Raw genomic sequence first — 3648 nt, forward strand, 5'->3', positions numbered from 1 at the left:
AGGTTACACTGCATTGCATTTAAATAAAACATGGTTTACAACCTTAGAAAGTTATCCTAATAATGTAAAACCTATGGCATACCAATATGTGTCTTCTGCTAACATAAATAATTATAGTATTAGCCATACATTCGATTTGTACGGAGGTGGAGGTATAGCCTCCACGCCTAAGGATTTAGCTCTTTTTTTTCAAAATGTTTTTAGTAATAAAGTGTTTCAAAACGAAAAAACACTACAACTACTATATGCTAAAGCTAATCCTAAAAAAGATATGGAAGGCGATTATTATCTAGGGTTAACCTCTGTAGAATATAATAACATTAAAGGTTATGGACATAATGGGTTTTGGGGAACAACGGCATATTATTTCCCCGAATTAAACGCTTCTTTAGCTGTCGTTGTATTAGAGCAAGACCAAAAACACTTAAGAGTAGATTTAAACAAGCTATTAATAAAAACGCTTAAAACGTATTAAGCATTTTTTTTGTTTAAATAATCACCTAAATTATCTAAGGAGTCTGTCCAGAACTGTTCGTAGAATTTTAACCATTTATTTATGTCTTGTAAAGGTTTTGCGTTAGGGAAACAAAAACGTTCACGTCCTTTGTTAGTTATAGTTACTAAACCTGCGTTTTCTAAAGTTTTAATATGCTTTGTGACACCTTGTCTGCTAATGTCGAAGGTGTTTGCTATTTGTGTAATAGATAATGCAGATGTTGCAATAATTAAAGCATGAAAAATGGCACGCCTTTTAGGGTCGGCAATAGCCTTAAAAAGTGTTGTTACTCTATCCTGCATTAACTTCTTTGTTTAAGTAATTTAATAAACCACTAATACAGCCATCCCAGCCGCCACTAAAGATTTCAAACATTTTTACAGCGGTGTCACCTTCATAATTAGAAATGCCAGAATGTTCTAATTGTAGTTTGGTACCTCCGTTTTTAATAGGAATTAAGTTCCATTTTACAGTAGTTTCAACAGTAGTATTTTCTACAATCCAAGTGTAAATTAAAGTATATGGTGAAGAGGCTTTTACTTCTCCACTTATAGTTAAGCAACCTTTATCTTTACTAGCTGTAAATGTATACTTATAACCATTTTCGGCTTTAAAGTCTGCTTTAATAAACCAAGCAGAAATTTCTTCAGCTTTAGTTATTGCACTCCAAATAGTGTCTATAGGGTGATTAAATACTTTTTCTTTTGTAATAACATCTTTCATGGTGTATGCTTTTTAATTAAAAATACGCAACTAATTGGTTGCTAAATTAAATGTAAAAATTTAAATAAGCAACTTTTTGGTTGCTTATTTAAGTTTATTGATAAGGCAAAACAATAAGACAATAAGTAAAACAAATTGTAAGGGTGTAAGCTTTGGCATTTTTTTTGACTAATATTGCATATTAACGTGAAATAAGAAACACAATTAAATTATAAGTATTATGGCATTAGAAATAACAGATGCAAATTTTGAAGAAATTGTATTAAAGAGTGATAAACCTGTAATGGTAGATTTTTGGGCAGCTTGGTGTGGACCATGTAGAATGGTTGGACCAATTATAGACCAAATTAGTGAGGAGTATGAAGGAAAAGCAGTTGTAGGTAAAATAGATATTGATGCTAACCAGGAGTTTACAGCAAAATTTGGTGTAAGAAACATTCCTACAGTTTTAGTATTTCAAAACGGAGAAGTGGTTGGACGTCAAGTAGGAGTAGCGCCTAAAAACGCATATGCAGAAGCTATAGACTCGCTTTTATAATATAAATTCACAAAGAATTGATAAAAGGTTTGCCAATACGGCAAACCTTTTTTAGTTTAGGCTAATAATAAGGGGTTTACTCTTAATGCAAAGATGCGAGTATGAATTTACAAGAAGAACTTAATAAAGCTGGAGGATTTAAAAACCTAGAACATTTGGCCAAACAAGTTGTAGAGGGTTTCATTTCTGGAATGCATAAAAGTCCATTTCATGGCTTTTCGGCAGAATTTGCGGAACATAAAATTTATAATCAAGGAGAGAGTACACGTCATATAGATTGGAAGCTTTTTGCAAAAACAGATAAACTATATACTAAGCGTTACGATGATGAAACTAATTTACGTTGTCATATCATTTTAGATAATAGTAGCTCTATGCATTATCCCGAATTGAATACATCATTCTCTATAGACAATTTAAATAAAATTGGGTTTTCTGCTTTAGCCAGTGCAGCCTTAATGCATATATTAAAAAAACAACGAGATGCAGTTGGTTTAAGTATATATAGTAATGCTTATGATTTTTATGCTTCAGAGAAGGGTAGCGAACGTCATCATCAAATGTTACTAGCGCAATTAAGTAATGCGGTACTATCTAAGCCAGTAAATAAGCAAACAGAAACTTACAAGTACTTGCATCAAATAGCAGAGAAGATACATAGACGCTCTCTTATTTTTGTGTTTACAGATATGTTTCAAACCACAACAGATGAAGATAAACTATTTGAAGCCCTTAGACATTTAAAACATAACAAGCATGAAGTGGTTTTATTTCATGTTTTCGATAAAAATAAAGAGCTTACTTTCGACTTTGATAATAAACCAAAACGATTTGTAGATGTAGAAACTGGTGCGTTTATTAATTTATATTCAGATTCTGTAAAAGAAAATTACGAATCATTAGTGAGCAATTATTTCGAGAATTTACGCATAAAATGTGGTCAAAATAGGATTAAATACGTTGAGGCTGATGTAAATAGAAGTTTTGATGCCATTTTAACGGCATATATGATAGAACGGCAAAAATTTATTTAGTAAAATTTTTTTTAAAAAAAATTAAAAAAACGCTTGCGATATTAAAAAAGGAGTGTATATTTGCACTCGCAATAAGCAACGGTCTGGTAGTTCAGTTGGTTAGAATATCTGCCTGTCACGCAGGGGGTCGCGGGTTCGAGTCCCGTCCAGACCGCTAAATTGCTAAAAAGCTCCAAGAGATTGGAGCTTTTTTTGGCAAATAATTTTAGTTGTGTTGTTTTGACAGATGTAGTAGTCTGTCAATGGTTTAAGTAGTTAAACCGATGGAAAGCTTTCCTTTTTTCTTTTAATAGAAAATCGGGATGCTTTTTTATTTTATATACTATTCATTTTGTTGCTTTACGGTATAAACTTCTTGTTTCTTTTCTGCATCAATACTTCACCAATACTGTTTCATATACAAAAAAAAACAACACAAAACCTAGCTTTTTAGCATTAAATCATGCATTTTATCGAAAAATATAAATTTTAAGACTAGCAAATCTGTATATTTGCTAAAGTTTTGTTAAACCCCTCTACAATTTTTTTGTATTAACAGACTATTTTTGTCCATTGAATATTAAGGGTATGTACATGTTTTTTGTGTCTTCCCCTTAATGAATTGTATGTGTTTTTATAAGCACAACTACTTGTGCAAGATCTAATTTTATTAATGAATTAAATCTTTGCGATAACGTTGTGTTCAGTTTTTAGAATTATCAAACCTTAAACTATAAAAAACAAACAATTATGAAAACCTTCAAAATTACTTTACTAGGCATTCTAGCCGTAGGCTTATTAACCGCAGTATTACCTACATCAAATACAGAAACGGTAGTAGAAACATCTAACCATGATATAAAAGAAGTTAAAGTAGA

The 3648-nt window shown here is 31.4% G+C and carries 5 protein-coding genes and 1 tRNA gene; 4 read left to right on the top strand and 2 right to left on the bottom strand.

The genetic code is table 11. The features are described 5' to 3' along the window. On the top strand, positions 1 to 475 hold a 475-nt coding region (locus tag ACVC2P_RS01945; RefSeq protein ID WP_452596800.1), incomplete at its 5' end, for a serine hydrolase. Here ACVC2P_RS01945 and ACVC2P_RS01950 read toward each other — a convergent pair. Beyond that, positions 472 to 798: an ArsR/SmtB family transcription factor gene (locus tag ACVC2P_RS01950; RefSeq protein ID WP_452596801.1), complete on the bottom strand. Its 327-nt coding sequence runs from the start codon at positions 796 to 798 to the stop codon at positions 472 to 474. The two genes, ACVC2P_RS01945 and ACVC2P_RS01950, sit on opposite strands and share 4 nt — an antisense overlap. Continuing rightward, on the bottom strand, positions 788 to 1219 hold the full coding sequence (locus ACVC2P_RS01955; RefSeq protein WP_452596802.1) for an SRPBCC family protein: 432 nt from the start codon (positions 1217 to 1219) through the stop codon (positions 788 to 790). The genes ACVC2P_RS01950 and ACVC2P_RS01955 overlap by 11 nt, the downstream gene beginning before the upstream one ends. Before the next feature lie 220 nt (positions 1220 to 1439). Here ACVC2P_RS01955 and trxA point away from each other — a divergent pair, with 220 nt between their 5' ends. The 3 genes from trxA to ACVC2P_RS01970 all read left to right on the top strand — a co-directional run bounded on the left by trxA (position 1440) and on the right by ACVC2P_RS01970 (position 2945). After that, on the top strand, positions 1440 to 1757 hold the full coding sequence (trxA, locus tag ACVC2P_RS01960) for a thioredoxin (RefSeq protein ID WP_452596803.1): 318 nt from the start codon (positions 1440 to 1442) through the stop codon (positions 1755 to 1757). A gap of 101 nt (positions 1758 to 1858) precedes the next feature. Beyond that, positions 1859 to 2791, top strand: a complete 933-nt coding sequence (locus tag ACVC2P_RS01965) for a DUF58 domain-containing protein (protein ID WP_452596804.1) — start codon at positions 1859 to 1861, stop codon at positions 2789 to 2791. 80 nt (positions 2792 to 2871) lie between these two features. Next, positions 2872 to 2945, top strand: a tRNA-Asp gene (locus tag ACVC2P_RS01970). Positions 2946 to 3648: the final 703 nt, after the last annotated feature.

The organism is Pontimicrobium sp. MEBiC01747 (assembly GCF_053601635.1).